This window comes from Anaerohalosphaera lusitana (genome assembly GCF_002007645.1).
GTDB lineage: Bacteria > Planctomycetota > Phycisphaerae > Sedimentisphaerales > Anaerohalosphaeraceae > Anaerohalosphaera > Anaerohalosphaera lusitana.
The window spans coordinates 3,158,262-3,177,494 of record NZ_CP019791.1; the positions used below are offsets into that span (position 1 = coordinate 3,158,262).

A 19,233-nucleotide genomic window follows, 5' to 3' on the forward strand; every position below is an offset into this window, starting at 1 on the left:
CGAATTTGCCAGATACGAGATTAATACCACGTGGACAGGTTGTAAATCAGGAGGTCACATCAAATTGCTATAGGTGCGAACCACACAAAAAATATAGGGGTATTCTCTCGGATCACATATGCACGAAAATATCCCCCCAGCGCCCCTATTTGAGCTTATCAAGCCTCTGCCGATAAGCTTTCGCTTCCGAGGTTTTCCCCAGCTCATCACAGCACTTAATGAGCGAATCAAGAATGGACTTTAATAGCCCGTCCGAATTTCTCAGATAGCTGCTGTCATACTCTACAGCACCACTCAGGATCTTTCTCGCCTGCTCGTAATTCCCCTTTTCGATATACCCAACAGCAAGATTGTTACATACTTTTATTGCCTCTGGATGCTCCGCCCCAAATTTCTGTTTTATGATTTCGAGCGATCTGGAATACCGCCCTATCGCATCGGCGAACTGGCCCTGCTTATGGTTTATGCCCGCAAGGTTGTTCAAGGCCTTAGCAACTGCTGGGTGATCGGGTCCGTGGATATCCTCGAGAATATCCACAGCATTTTCAGCATATGCTTCCGCTTCTTTGTAGTCGCCGGTTTGCTCAAGGCACAATGCCAGATTCTGCATATAGGCTGCTATTAGGGGATGTCGGTAAGGCAGAAGCTCTCTTGCCAACCCCAGAGCCTTACGCTGCATCTCCAGGGCCGCAACATACTCTTGTTGAGCAATTTTAACAGAAGCCAGGTTATTGAGAGCCTGTGCAAGTCGTATATCTCGATTTCCGGATTCTCTGCAGTCTTGCAAAACTGTTAGATATATACGCTCGGCCCGGTCGTATGCACCTTTCACCAGATATAGTCCAGCAAGATTATTTCGCGACGTCATAACATGAGGATGCTGGGGCGGCAGGTTAGCAAGCCTTATGCGCAAAGATTCCATCAAAAGTGTTTCCGCCTCCGCATACCTGCCCATGGTTTTCAGCAGTTGAGCAAGATTGTTCATGCTCGTAGTAGCAGCCAGACTCCCCTCCCCACTCAGACTTTTGCGTATTGCAAGCGACTTTCGGTAATGTCTGGCTGCCCTTTCATATTGACCAAGCTGCTTGAGTATCAGCCCCAGGTTATTGTGACTCTTCGCGGTATTAGCATGGCTTGCCCCAAATTCTTCTTTTGACACAGTCAAAGCCTTTTGGGCCAGGCCAAGTGCTGTCTTATATTCACCCCGTGCATAAACCTCTATAACGTCCCTGTTAACGGAGTCCCAATCTGCCGCAGCAATACCTGCAGGACCCCAAACCCCTGCAAGGATCAACAAGAAGATCAACGCCTTGTTCATATTTGCCCCCTTTCTTGCACTATTCGAGTTTACCGCGCAAAGGAGCAGTGTCCACCTTGATATTGGCACTGAAACAAAAAAAGCCCCTGCCGGAAAACCGACAGAGGCCTTGAATGCAATTAAGGTCAATTCAAGTGATTAACGCTGACTGGCCATTGAAGCTATCTCCGATGAACTCAACGCTTTGTTGTAAACCATCGGGCTGTCGATCTTGCCGTCGAAGAATCGGCTGTAGAACTGACTTGCTCCTACGTAAACGCCGTTGTCATTATCCTGGATAGGTCCGGAAACGGCATAGGAACCGTCACGCCGGCCATTCACGTATACCACCATTTCGCCGCCGTCATATGTACCAGCAACATGGACCCACTGGTTTAACGGAATATCCTGCGATGAAGCCACGCGGTAACGTACCCCGTTGACAGCGATCCTGAACTCGACCTTGCTCTCATTGCTGCCGCTCATAAGCAAGCTGTAGATCGAATAAGGTGCATACTTGTCGTATTCCTTACTGATTATCCGCTGGTCATCCTGATACGAATCAAGATATACCCAGGCCGATACAGTCATCTGATCGAGGTCCAGACTTGCGTGATCCGGCACGACAACACCATCATCGAGACCGTCAAACTCAAAAGCCGAGTCGCTTACAACAGGCCGACCAACTATTCGGCCGTCGTTATCATACGTGGACACATCCTGCACAAGACCGTCTACCGGTTCTGAATCCATATCAAGAGCCATCACCGTCGAGCTGTCTATGACAACTTCGGATCCCGAGTCAGTCGACTCGTTTACTGTTATCATGCAGGATTCAGTCACAGCATCAACGCCATCGGAAACCAGGAAATCGACAGTATAAGTACCAACCTGCGTACTTTCAGGCGTCCAACTGAAGACGTTATCGGTCAGCGTCGCACCAGCCGGCAGATTTGGTGATGAATACGTCAGAGCATCACCATCCGCATCTGACGCTTCGATAGCAAATTCTAGATTCTGCCCTGCTTCAACCGTCTGGTCGACAATACCGGTCACATAAGGTGCCGTATTTGTCGGCTCGGTGATGACTGGTTCAGCCAGAACCTGTACTTCCGACTCACTTACCGCGTAATCATACAGGTGCACCTCGTCGATGATGCCATCAAAAGCACGTTCCATATCCTGACCCCGGATTCCGATCGTCAGCGGACTGCGTGACGAGTCATTGGGCACGGATTTATGGCTGACCATACCTGCCCTGACACCGTCAACATAGAAGGTCACAGTCTCTGCAGCCTGATCGTAAACCATCGCAACGTGCTGCCATTTGCCTGTCGTGATCACGTTATCGTTAGAATCAGCAACCGGACCGCCGTACGTGGCGAAGGACAGGCCGCCGAACTTGTGGTTTACGAAGAATGAATAACCAGCACTATTTGCGCCCTTGTCCAGGATACGGCCGTAACCACGGCTTCCGAAACTGTTGGGCTTTATCCAGGCCGCGACACTCAGACTGCCCGTAAGATTCAGAGAAGCCGAATCATTAGCAGCTACGTAGTCATCGACACCGTCAAAACTGACAGCACTTCCGTTAACACCAGTTGTCCAGACTGCGCCGTTACCCAGGATCGCATCGTTATTCATCGCTGAAGAATCATTTGCGATCTCACCGGAACCTTCGTCAAACTTCCAAACAGCCGCTAAACCTCTGCCATCGGTACTTTCGGTTACGGTTATATCAACTGTCGTACTGACCAGATCGGTACCATCTGAGACTATGAAATCAACCGTATAGCTACCAACTTGCGTACTCTCTGGCGTCCAACTGAAGACATTGTTTGTCAATACAGCACCTGTCGGCAGATTTGGTGATGAATAAGTCAGAGCATCGCCATCCGCATCTGATGCTTCGACAACAAACTCTAGATTCTGTCCAGCTTTAACCGTCTGATCAGCAACATCTGTCACTGCAGGCGCCGTATTGGTCGGCTCGGAATTGCCAGGTTCAGCCAGAGTCTGTATGTCCGACTCACTTACCGCAAAGTCATACAGATGCACCTCATCGATGATACCATCAAAAGCACGTTCCATATCCTGACCGCGAATTCCGATCGTTAACGGACTGCCCGCTGAATCAGAAGGTGCCTTGTTATAGCTGGCAGTACCTGCACTGACACCATCAACATAGAAGGTCACGGTCTCTGCAGCCTGGTCATAAACCATCGCAACGTGCTGCCATTTGCCTGTGGTGACCACGTTGTCGTTAGAATCAGCAACCGGACCGCCGTACGTAGCGAAGGATAGACCGCCGAACTTGTGATTTACGAAGAACGAGTAGCCTACACTGCTTGCGCCCTTGTCCAGAATACGTCCGTAACCACGGCTTCCGAAACTGTTGGGCTTGATCCAGGCTGCGACACTCAGACTGCCGGTAAGATTAAGCGATGCCGAATCATCAACAGCTACGTAATCGTCCACACCGTCAAAGCTTATACCACTGCCGCTGACACCGGTCGTCCAGGCTGCACCGTTTGTAAGCGTACCGTGATTGACCTTGGTCGAAGTGTCTCCTGCCGTACTACCGGAACCTTCATTAAACTTCCACAATCCCACCAGGCCCCTGGTCAGCAATGGAGCGTTTACATGTATGTTAACCGTCATAGTATCTGTAGCTGTTCCATCTGTAACGTTGAAGATCACACTGTAATCGCCAACCTGCTCGGACGAAGGTGTCCATACAAAATGGTTCCTGATGAATTCCGCGCCGGCGGGCATATTTTCAGCACTGTAACTGAGAAGATCACCATCGGCATCGCTAGCATTAACAGTAAAGTCCACTGTTTCATTTATGCTTGTACTCTGATCTGCTACCGGATCAAATACCGGAGAAGTATTGCCGCCGGTGGTGGTTTCTACAACGGTTATGCTCACAGTATCTACGTCCTCGAGTTCACCATCCGAAGCAACAAACGATGTCAGATAAGTACCCGCCTGACCAACTTCCGGGGTCCACGAGAACGTGTCCCCTGCAAAATCGGCTCCTGTAGGCAGGTTCTGAGCCGAATAACTGATACTGTCACCGTCCGGATCTGTAGCTGATACGGCAAACTCGAGCAGCGAACCTTCTTCGACACTCTTATCAGGAGTATCTTCCATGACAGGTGCACTGTTGCCGCTCAAAACAGTAATGGTCACGGTTTCTGAATCCTGTAGTTCACCGTCGGTAGCATAGAAAGAAACATCATGACTGCCCACCTGGGAACTGTCAGGTGTCCAACTAAACGTGTCATCTGCAAATTCCGCACCGGTTGGTACATTGGTAGCTTTGATCAAAACCTGATCTCCATCCGGATCACTTGCCGTGACTCCGAATGTAAGCAAATTACTCTCTTCTACGCTCTTGTCACCTATAGCGCTGAGCACCGGAGCACGGTTTTCTTCCGGCGAAGCCAACTCTACCACTTTCGCTTCAGACAGAGCTTCATTGTAGATCTTCAGATCGTCGATCGCACCGTCAAAACATCTCGCCAGATCATACCCCCGGGTACCGACTATCATCGGACTAGCTGCTGAATCACCAGGTGCAGAGCTGTAGCTCGTTCGGCCGCGCTGCACACCGTCAATGTAGAAGGTCAATGTAGAAGCAGCATCGTCATAGACAACAGCAAAGTGATGCCACTGATCCAGTGTCAGGCTGCCCGATTCCGACGAAACGACCATCCCGCCGTAGGTCACATAAGACAGGGCCCTTGTTTCCTGATTGACAAACACAGAATAACCGGTAGTTCCGTCGCCCTTGTCCACGATTCGACCGTAACCGGACTGACCGTAGGTCCGTGGGAACATCCAGCCCGAGATCGTAAGGCTCTGCGCGGTATTCAACGAAGCATCTGTTCCGGCGTTAACGAAATCATCAACACCATCGAAATCATATGCAGTGTAACTGTCACTCGTAACAAGTGCAGGTGTACTGCTGTCCAGAGTTGTTCCGTCATTATGATAACGCGAACTGTCTTTCACACCATCAGCCGGATCATCGTTAAACCTGTAATCGAGCACAAGATTCAACGGCCCTTCGTCAAAAACGTTCGGATCCAGACCTTCTTCATATTCCTGCAGGTTGTTGAACTCGTCACCGTCAGGATTATCATCAGGTCCGCTGTCAAGGTTGCCGAAATGCTCCATCTCCCAATAATCAGCCAGACCGTCCGAATCTTCATCTACAGGATTTACGGTGATAGTGATCGTTTTGGAATCACTCATTACGCCATCTGTGGCGGTAAAGGAAACACTGTAGCTGCCGGCCTGTCCGAAAGTCGGTGTCCAACTGAACTGCTGATCCGTAAATGCGGCCCCCTCAGGCATATCCTGGGCACTGTACGTCAGCGGCTCACCATCCGGATGTGTAGCGGATACGCTAAACGTAAGCGTTTCATTCTCATTCACGCTTTTATCGCCGATATCAGCCAGCTTGGGACCTGAACCGCCGAACTCGTACCCTGTCTTCAGACTCGGATCTGCCAGCGCGTAGCACTCATTGAGATTAACGCCGTGTGGATGTCCGCCGGGCCTGGTGTAGCTGTACTTGTCAAAAAGCTCACCACCGACAAAAAAGTTGCCGGAACCTTCGAAATACGTGGAATGACCGCTTGTGCCGTTAACGACAACGTTGCTTCCGAAACTCATATCGCCGCCGTTCAGGGCATACATGTAGTTGTTATTGGCCTCGGCGTTATATATCTGGCCGCCGATTGAGACCAGCCCTACGAATACGTTGTTGTTCATCGTGAGTCTGCTGCCGTCAACTCCCCCAGGCCAGACAACTCGCAAAGCGGTCTCATACCACTTATTGCCGCCGCGTCCAAACTCCGAACCTATAACCGTGTTGTTGCTGAACACGAAGTCATCGCCCATATCAACGAACTCAACGACATAAACATTGTGCACGTCGTAAAGCAGGTTGTTCTCGAAAACCATGTTGCGATATCCACGTGAAGGGAAAATATCCTGATAGGTCCTTATACCTCTGGTATTACCGAACTGGTGTATAATGTTCCCGCGTACAATTAAATTATCATTGCGAATGCTTATACCAGTGCCGTGTGTAATCCCGCTCGAACCTTCATCGACAGGGTCCTGATTGTGGATATGATTACCTTCGATACGGACGACCTCGTTACCCTTGTCCGCTGATATTTTGATACCGGAACCTGCAATGTGATGTATCTCATTGTTGGAGATCACGATATTCTTACCGAGCTGCCCTTCAAGCTTTATGCCGGTGTGAACGTCCGTAACTTCACAATTATCGATGTATATCTCGTGGAAATCCGTGGTCCCGAACGTACCTTCCATACAGATGCCATTGGACGTCAGAGACGGACCGTAACTGGACCACTTACCCCCGATCGTCATGTTCAGAAGCTTCACGCCCGAAACGATGTGATCCATATATACGCCTGACGGATAAACAGTTATGCCGTCAAAAACTGCATACAGATCACTCGCACCCGATTGGAACACCAGCTTGCCGAATTTAGGCGTTGCACCTTCGGCAGCCTTGTAAGTTACCGGACTTGCCCAACTGCTCCCTCGGGCATCAGACCCGCTGTACGAAACACTGCCGTAATAACCGCCTTCGAGTATGACGGTATCGCCGGCACCAACCGAATTTTGCGCCTTGCTGAATGACTGCCATGGCGCACTGCTTGTCCCTGGATTGCCGTCACTCCCTGAAGCCGGATCTACATAGTACGTCCCCGCCATTGCCGCACCGGCAAACAAAAAGAAAACGCACATGAGCAGCGACCTCATGCATAGCCTCGACAATCCATTATTGTTTTGGATCCGTCCCAAAGAATCCTTCTTTCCTTTGCTCGTCATAAATTTCTCCTACACTTTCCTTAATTAAATAGAAACACGATTTCCCAAAAAAGCCATAGTAAAAATACCAGAACTGAATCAACTCATCTTACCATTCGGTGAACTGAGTGCATGCAGTCTTGCACGCTCTCACTCAGGTAGCATTATAGCAATACACATGGGGGGTTGTTCAATTCTTTGGCTCAGATAAAACCCTTACCACTAATAACTTTCTCAAAACCTTCCCCTTCAAATTTCCGAGTTCCAAATGCCGATTTTCTACTTAAGGCATAGATGCGATTACTTACGGACTACCTTTACAAGCCTCATAACCTGCAAAATCACAAGCGTTCCAGAATCGCCTTTTCCAATTTAGGGCGCCGCACACTCCTGAGAGTCGAGAGACCAGCCGAAAAGTTTTAGCGAATTTTTTTTAAGTGTTTTGTCACCATCCTGCGCCACAGTATCTGTCATTCTCAGGGAAAACCCTTCGCCCCTAAGCGGGAACATCAGGACACTGAAAGAGATTGAACCCCGATTTACTTTCTGTTTCTGTGAGTTATTATTAACCTTGGAAATGAATATGGCAAAAAGGCTAACTAAATCGGTTCGCCTATTAATGAGTATGCCAATCGAAAACAAAGTCTAACAGGCGTGGCATGAGCACTATAGAAAACAGAAATCTGATTTTACTGAGCCTTGGCACACTGCTTATGGTCACGGGCGGAAGCATTTACCGTCAAACACACACCGGCAAGCACCTGCCCGGTACGACCAAGCCGAAGGACACGCTGAACGGCATGATACCCTGGGATATAGGCGACTGGCACGGCGAGGAAATTGATCTCATAGATTTTCAGGACCCGGACTTTTTTGCCGACACAGCTTTCTTGAGACGCTACAGGAACCCTGAGAAAAACCGTTACGCCGATCTCTATATCGCAGAGACAAAGATTCCCGCTGCAATGCTTGGACACCGGCCTGATGTTTGCTACGTTGCCGGAGGATGGGTTCTCGACGAAACAAAAAGTCTGAATGTCGAAACCACCACAGGGACCGCCATACCATGCAGCCTCAGCGTGTTCCATAACCCATCCGACCTGCAGCGCAAAGTTGTGCTGAACTTCTATATTTATGAGGGTGATATCTACAGAAACGAGACCGCCTTTAGAGGACTCAAATGGCGGTTAGACAGTAATAGAACGAAAAGCGACGCTTCGCTTGCACAGATACAGATCAGCTCGCAATACGAAAGCGTCGCATTGGAATACCTGCAACTAATGGGGGACGTGCTGATAGACATTCTCTGATCCCCGCTGGTAAGGAGAATGCCAAGGCACAGTACATACAGGTCCGCAGCAACAGTGACCTGCAGTCATGAATAGGGTCTGCGCTAAGAAGCACACAAGTGCGCCCGACAGGGACGGAGTATATTAAGACCTATCAAATTCGGGAGCAATCAAAATGAAGCCTTTAGTAACAGTCGGCATGCCGGTTTACAATGGATCCAAATATCTCCGAGAGGCGCTCGATTCGCTGCTCGGCCAAAGCTTTCGGGATTTCAAACTGATCATTTCTGACAACGCTTCTACAGACGACACCCCTATGATTTGTGCCGAGTACGCAGCAAAGGACCACAGGATCGACTACTTCCGACACGAGAGCAACAAAGGAGCAGCATTCAATTTCAATTTCGTCTTCAACAAATGCAACTCAAAGTACTTCAAATGGGCCGCCCACGATGACATTTGCAAAGCTTCCTACCTCGAAAAATGCGTCACAGTACTTGAATCGGCTGACGATGATATGATTCTTGCCCACACCCAGGCGAAGACAATTGATCGCGGATCAGCAGTGATCGCAAACATTGAAACTTTCTCGATCGAGCAGCAAAAGCGATCAGAACGGTTTGATTATCTCATTCGACACATCCCTCCATGCACCTCCGTTTTCGGCCTGATAAGATCAGAAGCTTTGAGAAAGACTGACCTTCTCGGACGATACTATGCTTCAGACGTTGTATTACTGGCTCAGCTCAGTCTCATGGGAAAATTTGCACTCATCGAAGAACCTCTCTTTCTCAGAAGAAAACACCCGGAATCTTCACTGCACCTCGATCCCACCCACAGGGGCATAGCCAGGTGGTTCGACACCAGCAATAACCAGGCCCTGATAATGCCCGCACTGAGACTCTTGAAGGGGCTCACCGAAACAGTGAGAAAAGCAGACATGAGCCTTGCCGAAAAAGCTGCCTGCTGCAAAGTTCTTATGAAATACTGGATTCCGCAAAAAAAGAAGTACCTCGTCAGGGACATCACCCTGCCTGTTCGTTACCCGTTCAATCAGATCATACAAAAGAGTTCGTTAATATTTCGAGGAAAGAGAGCATAGATGAAAGCGGCAAACGACCAAAGACTTGCTATTGCATTCCTGCTCCCAGGAAGAGGTTACAGCGGAGGAGTCAGAGCGGGTGTAAGAATGGCTGCTGAGATGCAAAAGCGAGGACACATTGTCAAACTCTTTTATAAGAACAAACGCACCCCGCTCCGCCGTTGCGTCAAAGGACTAAAAAACATCATCCAAAGAACACCATCGGACTGGGTTGGCAACTACGCGGGAACTGTGCAGGGATTCACAACTCTGAATGACCAGATGCTGGACTGGGCTGATATTGCAATCTCCGTCGGTCCTGACTGCACCGAAGACCTCGAAACTCTGGACAACGAAAACATTGTAAAAATATTCCACGTCCACGGCCTGACTCTTAGAAACCCTCACCTGAAGGAAACCGCCTGGAAGAGCCCGTTGCTAAAAATAGCTGTATCAGACTATGTCAAGAGAGAACTTAACTCAGCCGGAGCTAAACCAATTGCTGGTGTCATCGGCAACGGCATCGATACGAGTGAATACTACCCAGAACCATGCGATCAAAGAAACGGGATCGGCACCGTCTATGGTCAAGGCGTAGCAAAGTCACCAGATACGATCTGTCGCACTTTCGGGCTTCTTTACGAAAACCTTGCTCGCCAGTGTGAATTCTTCTGCTTCGGAAGCTGCCCGCGACCCCGCGATCTTCCCAAATTCGTGCAATACCACAGACTACCTACAATCGCCCAGGCCCGCAGAATATATTCTCAGTGCTCTACATGGTTTTGCGCTAGCCGGAGCGAAGGCTTTGCGATGCCGCTCCTGGAAGCAATGGCTTGTGGTTGTTCTGTCGTCACTTTCGATTGTGGCGGATGCAGGGATTTTATCAAAGACGGCGAGAACGGCCTCATCTTGCCTGAAGCAAACGCAGAGAAACTCGCAGCCACCATAACCAGGCTGATCTACGACGTTCCATTAAATAATTATTTAGCGCAAAATGCTGCTGATACAGCAAGCCAATGGACCTGGCACGAAGTAGCAAAAAACATGGAAACTCTCCTCTGGAAGATCGTTTCCCACCAGCCAAAAGAACAGCCAGTTAATAACCCATTTTACACAACGGTTTGACATGAACCACCTCCCGAAAGACAACAACCTTCAGAAACGCCCTTCTCTAGTCCTCAATGCTATGAGCACATGGGGCCCACTTCTGACCAATACCGTTATCAGCCTTATTCTAACCCCCCTACTGGTTGCAACACTGGGTAAAGTCGACTACGGCATCTGGATCCTCGTAGGCAGCTTCATCGGATACTACGGTCTGTTGCGCATAGGGGTAGGTTCGGGCATTCTCCGTTTTGTCCCCTATCACCACGCCAGAGGCGACAAACAGGCGGTTTCAGAAACAATGACAACCGCTGTTGCATTTTTTATCATCATTGGCTTGACGATAGCATTGATCTCATTCCTGATAAGCGAGCCGCTGGGCCACTTCTATTCCGCCAGCAACGACCTTGTATACCTCATCCGAATAATGGGACTTGCAGCCGCTTTTGAATGCGTTTTTCGCGTTTTTGATTCCGCTATCAGGGCTTACGAGCGATGGCTAATTGCGAATCTGGTTACAGTGATCTTCGCCATTACCAGGGCACTTGCGATCGCAGGCTGCCTGTACATGGGATATGGATTGATAGAGATCGGTTTCGCAAATCTTTTCGCAACTGTCGGCGCGCTGATAATCGCTTACATCACCTTCAAAAAAACATGCAAGGATGTCAAGCTCGCATTTCCGCTTATAAAACTGGGCCGGCTGAACGGATTGGCAAAATTCGGCCTTCTGACCATGGTCATCAAGATCGTCTATACTCTCCGTCTGGCCAATCACAAACTGATAATCGGCAAAATGATCTCAATCGAAGCGGTAGCCCTCTATGCCATAGCATCTATACTCATTCGCAATGCACGCCTGGCCTCAGTTTCTCCAATAACCGTGCTCTTTCCACGTTTCTCATACCTGGATGGAAAGAACAGAAAGGAAGCAGCCGTGGATTTGCTGGTAAAATCCATCAGATACGGGGCAATAATTTCATCAGGCATAATGCTCATTGTCTTTGCTGTCAGTGATGAATTCATACATCTCTGGCTGGACAGCAGCTTCATACAGGTCGTACCGCCATTGATGATACTGGCTGCCGGCACTCTGGTTGAAGCATCCTTTTCTGCGACCGGATCCTTTCTAAGCGGAATGGGCTACCAGAAACTTTATGCCATCATAACCGCTATTGAGGGCATCCTCGAGATCACAATAGCAGTGACGATCACCTTGGTAACCGATCTCGGCCTGACCGGAATAGCACTCTCGTTCCTTTGCACTATCAGCCTTATGCACGGCATAGTCATGCCCCTGATCATTGGCCATATGCAGCACATAAATCCGTTGAGATTCTATACTCATGGCATTCTTATTCCCTGGACGATCCTGGCTGTGATCCTAATGACTAACGATCACTTTATAGCAAGACAGACAATCGACAACTGGTCATTGCTTCTAACCCATGTACTCGCCCTCGCAACTGCATATATAGTACCCGCATTCTTTCTCGCAACTACGAGAGAAGAAAAACAGCGAATAATCAATATCTGCAAGACATCATGCGTTATGACCGCAGGATGGGCCAGGAAATACTTTGCACCGCTTACTACCTGAAAAACTGATAATCTGACAAATGACTAATAACATGAAAAAAACCATTCAACGTAAGCCGCAATTCAGAACGCAGGTTGTGACATTTGAGGACTCGCAACACAAATCCATCTACAAATGTCCCGCCAGCGAACTTGCCAAAGAATTCATAAAAACGATCCCGGAAAAGGAACAGGCAAATGCGGAATACGTTAAGGATGTATTCGAGGTTTTGAACGGAACACTCCACGGATCTTCCATAGAATACGACTACCTGCCGCTGCCATCGGTAGAAGACAAAGTAATAGAGTGCCTGCAGAAACGTCGCATTGATCAGGCAACTAAGTGGCTTGATGATTTCATTGCCCGGATCAACTCACTGCCGGTAACAAAAACTCTTCCCATTGAGTTCCTTACGATAATCGCCCGCTCGGAAACATGTGATTTTGAATCTGCCCGTTGTCTTTGCCCCGGCCTGATAGATTTGATACCGCGTAACGTGCTTTGCAAAAATGACAACTGGATAATCATCGATAACGAATGGTCTTTTCGATTTGCCGTACCCGTTTCTTTCGTCATCTTCAGATCCATTTACAGTATTGCCGTTCTTTATCAGAACCTTATCAGGCTGAACGCTTCTCGTAACGAACCTGCAGTAGTATTCTTTAAGAGCGGGCACAAAACATATTATATCCCTCTCAAATGGAGCAGATTCCTGACTCAGTTGGACATTAGAACCTCGACGATGTTGCGTTGGGAAACAGCTTTTCAAAAATATGTCACAGGCATAAGCAGCCAGTTAGATAAGCGTGTACCAGACAGACCACAATGTCGCACAGCATTCTTTTGTACCAATCTTTTTGTACGCAGCAAACTAACGCATCTATCCCTCTTACGGAGAGCCGAAAAACGTGCTGCACGATTTATTGACACATTCTGTAACCATGATAGGTGGTTGAAACCATGACAGCAATTACAATGATAATTGCAGCATTAGGCAGCGGCCTGGTCATATTGGCTCAACCAATATGGGGGCTGATAATATACATTACTCTGCTCGCATGGTATCCATCATACTTGAAAGTATCATTGAGCGGGATCGATTTCTCCGTAGGTCGAATAATTATCCTGGCAGTCTTTCTTCGCATATTGATGCATTCAGAGCTTTTGAGCCGATTCAGGCTCAATACTGCTGACAAGCTCATAATAGTTTATTTCGCTGCTCAAACAGTGGCGGGCATGTTTACAGAAAGCGAGTTCAACGCCTTCATAGTCAATCGAGGCGGTGCGGCATTTGACATGGCACTGCCCTATTTCGCCTTCCGAATTGTTGTCTGCTCCGCTCAGGACTATCGAAAACTTTTCAAGGGCATATTATTTACACTCGGCCCCTTGGCTATGATCGGTCTTTATCAGTCTTTCACCGGCGTAAACCCGTTCGGCTTCATGCAGAAATTTGCATCGACAGGAAGGCTCCCGGATTACACCCCATTACCGCGGCACGGCTTCTACAGGGCCAATCTGACCTTTGGCGTTTCAATAATGAGCGGTCTGTTTTTTGCTATGCTCGGAACAGCGGCGATAGGCCTCATACCCGCGAAAGATTCACCGGCAAGAAGATGGTGGCTGATCGGGTTGATCTGCATGGCCGCGGGCGTGTTCTCGTCGATCAGCAGCGGTTCATGGCTTGTAGGCATGGTCGCAGTCATGTTTGTTTTCTTCTATCCGTATCGCAAGTACTGGAGAGGTGCTCTATTCGCCATCGTAATGCTTCTTCTCTCCGTCGAGATCTACAGCAACAGGAACTTCTATGACGTTCTCGGGAGCTTCACACTCAACCCCCGCAGCGCATGGTATAGGGCCCAGTTGATCGAAGTTGCTCTTTTCAAGGGCGGCATGGAGGATCACTGGTTGGCTGGATATGGACACGAAGACCCTGGCTGGAGCAAACAGATCGACAACCGGGACCACACAGATATGGTTAACCATTATCTTATGGTGCTTTCAAGATACGGCCTTTTGGGCCTGATCCCCTTCATGGCCCTTTTGTACTTTGTTCTCAAGTATCTCTATTTAGCTTTCCAGATGGCCCGAAACTTTGCCGGCAAATTCATGGTTTGGGGCCTGACAGGCGCAATACTGGGCACTATGGCAACGTTTTTCTCATGCAGTCTTTTCTCCCAGCCCTCAACAGCCTTCTATGTATTACTCGCTCTGGGCGCATCTATGCCCACCATCGTTGCAAGATCTGAATTCGCCCGCCGGCGTGCATTTTTCGAAGAGCATAAACGAATGTTAGCGATGACGCAAGACACCGGCGCATCAAAAGTACCGGCTCAACAGACTGTTTGATTATACTAATAGCAAACACAAGGAATCATATGGATCTATCCATCATAATCGTAAGCTGGAACACTAAACAGGTCCTGCATGATTGTCTCGAATCCGTCTATCAACAAACAGCGGGTGTTGATTTCGAAGTGATCGTCGTTGACAACGCATCCTCCGATGGTTCACCTCATATGGTTGCCCACAATTTCCCGCAAGCAACCCTCGTAAGCAATGAGGATAACCGGGGATTTGCTGCAGCAAATAACCAGGGCATCCAAAAAGCTTCTGGTGAGTATGTACTGCTCCTGAATTCCGACACCATTGTACTCGACAACGCCATCTCAAGGACCCTTGAATTCGCAAAGCAACAAAATGATACCGCTGTCACCGGCTGCAAAGTTCTTAACCAGGATGGATCCCTGCAGCGAAGCTGCTTCATGTATCCGTCACTGACCAACATGTTCATGTCTACGTTCTATCTCAACAAGATATTCCCACGTAGTACCTTCTTCGGTCGCGAAGCGATGACCTGGTGGGACCGTGAAGACAGCCGTGAAGTCGAGGTTGTCACCGGCTGCTTTATGCTTGTCAAAAAAGAAGCTATCGATCGCGTTGGCATGATGGACGAGGATTACTTCATGTACGGCGAAGAGACCGACTGGTGTTACCGTTTTAATAAGAACGGCTACAAGATCCGCTTCACACCCGAAGGACAGATAATTCACTTAGGCGGACAGAGCACCCGTCAGGTCAAACCGGAAATGATTATACAACTGAAATTGAGCATTCTTAGATTCATCCGCAAACAGAAAGGTTTTTTCGCCCACAAAGTCGCAGCAATGCTGATGATCGTATTCTTCGCATTGCGGCTGCCCGTTTGGTCGGCCATCTATCTGGCTGACCAGGGCAGACGAAAAGAAGCCGCCATCAGACATTCTGCCTATCTCAAAGGAATCAAAACTGTTTTTCTTTCGGCATTCGCAAAGGAGTAATTTTGAGCATTAGTACCCTGAAAACAGATTCAAGGATCAAGGCCAAAGGCATTCAGTCGATGCTGATTAAAAGAACTCTGGGCCCGTTCAGAAAACGCAGAAAATGGCTCGCTCGGACACAATGGATGACTGCAGAGCAAATAAATGAACTGCAGACCAGCCTTATGATCAGCTTGATTGAAAATATTTTCCACAACATCCCCTTCTACCGATCCATCATGGACAGCGCCGGCCTGACACCGTCAAACTTTCAAACACTGCAAGACATACAAAAAATGCCCATACTGAACAAGGACACGGTTCGTAACAACCTCGACGCGATGATCAACACTGCAGTCTCCCCTGCCATGCTACACAAAGCAAGCACAGGCGGAACCAGCAGCCACCCCTTACCCGTATACAGGGACTGGCGATCGATCGGCAACGAACACGCCTTCGTAAGAAGACAGTTCGATTGGGCGGGTCTGAAACTCAACGACAGATGTGCATACCTGACCTGGCGCAAAGTCTCCTCCGTCAACGATAAAAACAGCAAATATTTCGCCTACGACCCAGCCATGCACGAACTGATCCTCTCAACATATCATCTTTCACAGGAAACCGCCGAGCAGTATTTACACGCCATCTGCCGCTTCAAGGTTAAGGCACTAGTCGGATATCCAAGCGCGATATACAGCCTCGCAAAGTTCCTCGGGCACACCTGCCGCAAAGCACAACTGAAAGCCGTACTCACCAGTTCAGAAGTTCTCGACGATGACATAAAGGCCGCGATCGAGTCCCGATTCGGTTGCCCTGTGTTCGACTTCTACGGCAGCGCAGAAAGAACCTGCTACATCCACACCTGCGAAAAAGGAAGCTACCACATAATCCCTGAATACGGCATTACCGAGCTCATACCTTCCTCAAAACCATACGAAGCATTTTACAAGATAGTCGCAACCGGATTCTGGAACAACGCAATGCCCTTCATCAGATACGACACCCAGGATATGGTCTCCGTTTCGGACAACACTTGCACTTGCGGTAGAAATTACCCAGTCATAGACAAAATAATAGGCCGCGAATCCAACACGGTAACAACACGATCAGGAAGAAAGATCGGCTCCACCGCCATGTACCGCCTGTGCAAGAACGCCTGCTCCCAGATAGCAAAACTCCCGGTCACAGACATCGGCGTCAGGTCAACTAAGGACGGCAGCTTGACACTCGAATACGTACCCGCAGACAGTTTCAGCCCTTCTGATCGCCGAAAGATCCATAACATCGTAGTAACGGAACTGCCGAATGAATTGTCACTGTCAACCAGAAGAGTCAGTCAACTCACCAAAACAAAGAACGGTAAATGCCTCAGTATCATCTATCCTGTACACAAATAGCAAAGGAGCGAACTGCATTGATCTCAGGTCATGACATCATATGCTTCGGCCCCACCGACTGGTGGTCCGGCAATCCCAGTTGCACAACCCATATAATGCGGCTTCTCGCACAACAGAACCGCATATTATATATAAACCCGTTCAGCTCGGATCTGTCAGGAAGGATCAGAAAAGGCATTGCAGCGCGCATGCTAAGAAAAACGCGAAGCATCCTCAAGTGTTATCGTCGTGAATCTGAGAGCCTTCACATTTACAGCCCCGTCTTCCTGCCCTTCCAGGGCAAGCACCATCTAGACAGCTTGAACAATACGATCCTCCGGCATCAGTTATCCACGGTAGTAAAACTGCTCAAATTCAAACGACCCATCGTCTGGGTTGAAAACGTAAGATCAGCCGAAATGATCAGCTCAATGAAGCCGAAACTTACCGTTTACCATGTCTCGGATCTGTTTGCGAAATGCAAGTACACCGCCAACAAGGTACAACTCGGCAAAAGAGAACAAGCTGTCACGCGGATGTCCGATCTGCTCATATGCGTATCGCAAAGACTCTACGACCTGAAACGCAGCCAGCATTCAAATGTCCACTATATCCCTCATGGCGTCGATTACTCCCTTTTCAAAGAAGCCGCAGCATCAGGCTCCAAACACCCTGCTGCCACAAACGTCCCATCACCCATTATCGGCTACTACGGATCACTCACGCCCAACAATGACATCGAGACATTGAAGCACTGTGCAGACAAACTTCCTTCATATTCATTCATACTTGCAGGCCAAATCACCGGCGGAGATTACGAGGACCTTCTCGCCAAACCAAACGTGCACTATATCGGCAAGCAGCCGTATGAGCAAATACCTTCCCTCTGTGCAAGCTTTGACGTATGCCTGCTGCCCTGGCGCGTTACCGACTGGATCAGGCACTGCAACCCGCTCAAATTGGCCGAATACATGGCCTCAGGCAGACCCATAGTTTCAGTCAGAATAGATGAGGTAGCATCGCTTTACAATGAACTCATCAGTGTTGCTGATTCACCCCAAAGCTTCTGCGACGCTATAGTACACGAACTCACGAATGATACTGAAGCACGGTCAAAACAGCGTCAGCAACTGGCCCAGGATCGAAGCTGGACCGCCCAGGTTGACAAAATATCCGAACTGATTGCATCCAGACTCGAAGACGAAGCCGCTGACCGAGACACATTCCGAATGAGGAGCCAATGAAAAAGAAAACGAAAATAGCCTTCCTAGGCGACATCATGTGCGGCGACTCTTTCTACGCCATGGGCAAAGGAGTCCGCAGGAATCTCTGCAAAAGAGGCATTGATTTCCTCCCCGAAAGCACCAGAGAAATACTCAGCCAACACAATGCTGTCTTCGCAAACGTCGAATGTGTCATTTCCGACATAGACCAACGCCCCCGATCCTTGCGTAGCATGCAGTTGCGGGCAAGCCCTTACGCTGCCGTACTGTTGAGATCCTGGGGGGTTACTGTTGCCAACGTTGCAAACAATCACATCCTTGAACACGGCAGAAAGGCGGCATGCGATACTGTCAAAAATCTCGAAGCTGTCGGCATAAAAGTCGTAGGCGCAGGCGCAAGAAAAGACTTCTCCGGCGGACTCTCGGTCGCAAAGCTGAATTGCAATGATGAAACCATAGAGATCGCAGGCATTTCAATGCGGAATGAAAAGTACTCGTTCAATGACGTACACAGGTACGAAATGATGCTTTTTGCTGAAAGATGCGCAAACGCTGTTCGACCCTGCATTTGCAGCATCCACTGGGGTGATGAATACATTGACAGACCCAGCCATGAACAGGCAATGTTTGCCCGTTCATTGATCACCTCAGGCGCAACTGCCGTAATAGGTCATCATCCGCATGTCGTACAGGGAATAGAGTACAGCCGGGGAAATCTCATAGCATACAGTCTGGGCAACTTCATATTCAACGGAATATGGAAGGACACAAGATGGTCCGTCATCTTGAGCCTCACTTTTGAAGGAAACGTTATTGCCGAAGCACAGCTTTTCCCAATCGTCATGGACAATGAGTATCGCCCGCACATTGCAGCAGGTGATCAGGAGCGAACAATACTCAAAGAGGTGGTACGCAGAAACGGCATACTTCGTACAGTTGCGGACAACCCTCATTATCAAAGCGAATATGAAAACGACTTGCTCAAAAAAACAGCCGGATTTAAGAAACATCTGCGTTTACACACAGTAAGCAGCATACCGACACAGCCGCCAATATTCTGGCCACAGATACTCGCTCGCCCGCTGAAAAGGCGAATAGGCACATGGTAAAAAATAAAAACCTT

The 19,233-nt window shown here is 48.8% G+C and carries 12 protein-coding genes; 10 read left to right on the forward strand and 2 right to left on the reverse strand.

Annotated features, from left to right (window positions below; all coding sequences use genetic code 11):
• Positions 1 to 145: 145 nt before the first annotated feature.
• Together STSP2_RS12685 and STSP2_RS12690 are read right to left on the reverse strand one after the other, a co-directional pair.
• Positions 146 to 1,318: a tetratricopeptide repeat protein gene (locus tag STSP2_RS12685; RefSeq protein WP_146663130.1), complete on the reverse strand. Its 1,173-nt coding sequence runs from the start codon at positions 1,316 to 1,318 to the stop codon at positions 146 to 148.
• Between the two features lie 138 nt (positions 1,319 to 1,456).
• Complete coding sequence (locus STSP2_RS12690) at positions 1,457 to 7,180, reverse strand: LamG-like jellyroll fold domain-containing protein (protein WP_146663131.1); 5,724 nt, start codon at positions 7,178 to 7,180, stop codon at positions 1,457 to 1,459.
• Positions 7,181 to 7,818: 638 nt separating this feature from the next.
• Here STSP2_RS12690 and STSP2_RS12695 point away from each other — a divergent pair.
• The 10 genes from STSP2_RS12695 (at position 7,819) to STSP2_RS12745 (ending at position 19,219) form a co-directional block, all read left to right on the forward strand.
• The gene (locus STSP2_RS12695) at positions 7,819 to 8,469 is read left to right on the forward strand and encodes an exosortase-associated EpsI family protein (RefSeq protein WP_146663132.1); all 651 of its coding nucleotides are present in this window, start codon (positions 7,819 to 7,821) and stop codon (positions 8,467 to 8,469) included.
• Between the two features lie 154 nt (positions 8,470 to 8,623).
• Complete coding sequence (locus STSP2_RS12700; protein ID WP_146663133.1) at positions 8,624 to 9,550, forward strand: glycosyltransferase family 2 protein; 927 nt, start codon at positions 8,624 to 8,626, stop codon at positions 9,548 to 9,550.
• An 87-nt stretch (positions 9,551 to 9,637) separates the two neighbouring features.
• On the forward strand, positions 9,638 to 10,654 hold the full coding sequence (locus tag STSP2_RS12705) for a glycosyltransferase family 4 protein (protein ID WP_169853201.1): 1,017 nt from the start codon (positions 9,638 to 9,640) through the stop codon (positions 10,652 to 10,654).
• 1 nt (position 10,655) lies between these two features.
• The gene (locus tag STSP2_RS12710) at positions 10,656 to 12,233 is read left to right on the forward strand and encodes an oligosaccharide flippase family protein (protein WP_146663135.1); all 1,578 of its coding nucleotides are present in this window, start codon (positions 10,656 to 10,658) and stop codon (positions 12,231 to 12,233) included.
• A 31-nt stretch (positions 12,234 to 12,264) separates the two neighbouring features.
• A complete protein-coding gene (locus STSP2_RS17360; protein ID WP_169853202.1) occupies positions 12,265 to 13,176 on the forward strand; it encodes a hypothetical protein in 912 nt (303 codons plus the stop codon).
• Positions 13,173 to 14,561 carry an O-antigen ligase family protein gene (locus STSP2_RS12725; RefSeq protein WP_146663138.1) on the forward strand — a complete coding sequence of 463 codons (1,389 nt, stop codon included), beginning with the start codon at positions 13,173 to 13,175 and terminating at the stop codon, positions 14,559 to 14,561. The genes STSP2_RS17360 and STSP2_RS12725 overlap by 4 nt, the downstream gene beginning before the upstream one ends.
• Positions 14,562 to 14,590: 29 nt before the next feature.
• Entirely contained in the window at positions 14,591 to 15,532 is a 942-nt protein-coding gene (locus STSP2_RS12730; RefSeq protein ID WP_146663139.1) for a glycosyltransferase family 2 protein, read from the forward strand.
• A gap of 2 nt (positions 15,533 to 15,534) precedes the next feature.
• Positions 15,535 to 16,908: a phenylacetate--CoA ligase family protein gene (locus STSP2_RS12735; RefSeq protein ID WP_146663140.1), complete on the forward strand. Its 1,374-nt coding sequence runs from the start codon at positions 15,535 to 15,537 to the stop codon at positions 16,906 to 16,908.
• Between the two features lie 188 nt (positions 16,909 to 17,096).
• Positions 17,097 to 18,131 (forward strand): glycosyltransferase, encoded by a 1,035-nt coding sequence (locus tag STSP2_RS12740; RefSeq protein ID WP_169853203.1) that lies wholly within the window; start codon positions 17,097 to 17,099, stop codon positions 18,129 to 18,131.
• Entirely contained in the window at positions 18,128 to 19,219 is a 1,092-nt protein-coding gene (locus STSP2_RS12745) for a CapA family protein (protein WP_146663142.1), read from the forward strand. The genes STSP2_RS12740 and STSP2_RS12745 overlap by 4 nt, the downstream gene beginning before the upstream one ends.
• Positions 19,220 to 19,233 lie beyond the last annotated feature (14 nt).

Coding starts and splice junctions, on each gene's coding strand:
- STSP2_RS12685 (WP_146663130.1), bottom strand. CDS start 1,318: ATGAACAAGGCGTTGATCTTCTTGTTGATCCTTGCAGGGGTTTGGGGT.
- STSP2_RS12690 (WP_146663131.1), bottom strand. CDS start 7,180: ATGACGAGCAAAGGAAAGAAGGATTCTTTGGGACGGATCCAAAACAAT.
- STSP2_RS12695 (WP_146663132.1), top strand. CDS start 7,819: ATGAGCACTATAGAAAACAGAAATCTGATTTTACTGAGCCTTGGCACA.
- STSP2_RS12700 (WP_146663133.1), top strand. CDS start 8,624: ATGAAGCCTTTAGTAACAGTCGGCATGCCGGTTTACAATGGATCCAAA.
- STSP2_RS12705 (WP_169853201.1), top strand. CDS start 9,638: ATGGCTGCTGAGATGCAAAAGCGAGGACACATTGTCAAACTCTTTTAT.
- STSP2_RS12710 (WP_146663135.1), top strand. CDS start 10,656: ATGAACCACCTCCCGAAAGACAACAACCTTCAGAAACGCCCTTCTCTA.
- STSP2_RS17360 (WP_169853202.1), top strand. CDS start 12,265: ATGAAAAAAACCATTCAACGTAAGCCGCAATTCAGAACGCAGGTTGTG.
- STSP2_RS12725 (WP_146663138.1), top strand. CDS start 13,173: ATGACAGCAATTACAATGATAATTGCAGCATTAGGCAGCGGCCTGGTC.
- STSP2_RS12730 (WP_146663139.1), top strand. CDS start 14,591: ATGGATCTATCCATCATAATCGTAAGCTGGAACACTAAACAGGTCCTG.
- STSP2_RS12740 (WP_169853203.1), top strand. CDS start 17,097: ATGCTAAGAAAAACGCGAAGCATCCTCAAGTGTTATCGTCGTGAATCT.
- STSP2_RS12745 (WP_146663142.1), top strand. CDS start 18,128: ATGAAAAAGAAAACGAAAATAGCCTTCCTAGGCGACATCATGTGCGGC.